Here is a 1580-nt window from a genome sequence, read left to right on the forward strand (position 1 = left end):
ACCTGCTGTTGCTCCTCGATACGGCGTTGCAAATATACCGCAGTGGCCAACTGGTCCGCCAGTACGGTCAGCAAGCGCCGGGTACTGTCGGCGAGCTGCTTTTGTGGATACCAGATTTCCAGGGTGCCGAGCATGGCATCGCCCACGCTGATAGGCAGGAGCAAGCATTGAACCTGATCGCTTGCCATGATCTCCAGGGGCTGAGGGTCGATCAGGCAGGCATGACATTCCTGGTCCCGACAGTACACCGGCCTTGTGCGTGAATGCGTTTCGAGGACGGGCATTTCCCGATGATCGAAAGGATCATTCAGCGACAGCCGGATGGGGCCCAGCTCGAGCAGGGTTTCCAGTTGACGCAGCATGGGGGCGGCACTTGAGCATAGATCGTTACCCCCGCCGTACAGGGTGCGGCTGGCATCGTGCATCAGTTGCATTGCCTGATTGCTGCGCTCGAGTTCCTGTTCCTTGCGCGAGACCTTCTCCTCCAGGGCGGCGTAGCTTGCAGCCAGTTCTTCGGACATGCCGTCGAAAGTGCGGCCCAGCAAGGCAAGTTCGTCGCTACCCTTGAGATGGGTGCGGTATTGGAAGTTGCGCTGTGCGGCTTCTCTGGCAAGTACCACCAACTGATGGAGAGGGCGCGTCAGGTTGTGGCGAATATCGAAAAGTGCAATCACCACCACTGCAATGGTAAGCCCCAGGAAAAGTAACTGCAGCACGCTCAGCAAGCGGATCTTGGCTTCGGTATTTTGCTCGAGAAGCGTCACCAACGTTTCGATATCGGCGACCAGACCGTCGAGTCTCTGATTGAGCGCTACATTGCTGACCGACTCACCCACGATGGCGGCTTTCAGCCGCGGGGACAGCTCTTGCTCCCAGCGTTGGATAATCAGTTGATGCTGCTCCTGAAGAGCGTGACTCGCATCGTCGGGAATCGCGTTGGTCAATTCCAAGCTTGTCAGGCGTGAATCAAAGTGGTCGGTCAGCGCTTGCACCTGGCGACGATTTTCGGCGCCTGGCTGCTGCTGGTAGCGTTGTAGCGAGGCAACGATCTGGTAGGTGTTCATGCGCAACGAGCCCGCCATATTGATGGCGGCGGCATCGCCACGGCTGCTTCCCGCGACCACGATGGTCACCACGATACTGATCACCACCATGCTGCTGATGGCTAACAGCGAAGCAATGATACGAGCGACCAACGAGCGTTGGAGTAATTTCATCGAGTCGAACGACCTCCGCACAGGCATGATGAATGGCGTGGTGGTTTTTGGTGTGGTTTTGAAACCACTCGATCATACCCTATTGGGTAGGCATAACCCTCTTAAAGTATACCTCCAATGCCCTTTTGACGGTTCGCGTGGTTGTGACGAGAATCCGGCAATATCCTCGCGAGTTCAACCCCATGATACCTGTCAAGGAAGCCCTCATCGCCGAGGTATCCAATGGCTATCGCTCGCTGGTGGTGGTGGTGTTGTCGCCACTGGCATTCGCGCTGGTTTTCGCTTGTTGGACGATTTTCGCCGTGCTGGGCATAGAGCTGCAAGAGGCACTGGGCTTTGGGGACGTGGCTTTTGCCGTCCTTC

General features: G+C 57.0%; 1 protein-coding gene and 1 pseudogene. One reads left to right on the top strand and one right to left on the bottom strand.

The window, feature by feature from the left end:
- On the bottom strand, window positions 1-1217 hold a 1217-nt coding region (locus DU506_RS21115; RefSeq protein ID WP_114488782.1), incomplete at its 3' end, for a type IV pili methyl-accepting chemotaxis transducer N-terminal domain-containing protein.
- Window positions 1218-1399: 182 nt separating this feature from the next.
- On the opposite strand from DU506_RS21115, the pseudogene DU506_RS21120 reads away from it, so the two are divergent.
- A pseudogene (locus tag DU506_RS21120) lies at window positions 1400-1580 on the top strand (hypothetical protein); the annotation flags it as partial.

The organism is Vreelandella rituensis (assembly GCF_003336665.1).
GTDB classification, from domain to species: Bacteria; Pseudomonadota; Gammaproteobacteria; order Pseudomonadales; family Halomonadaceae; genus Vreelandella; species Vreelandella rituensis.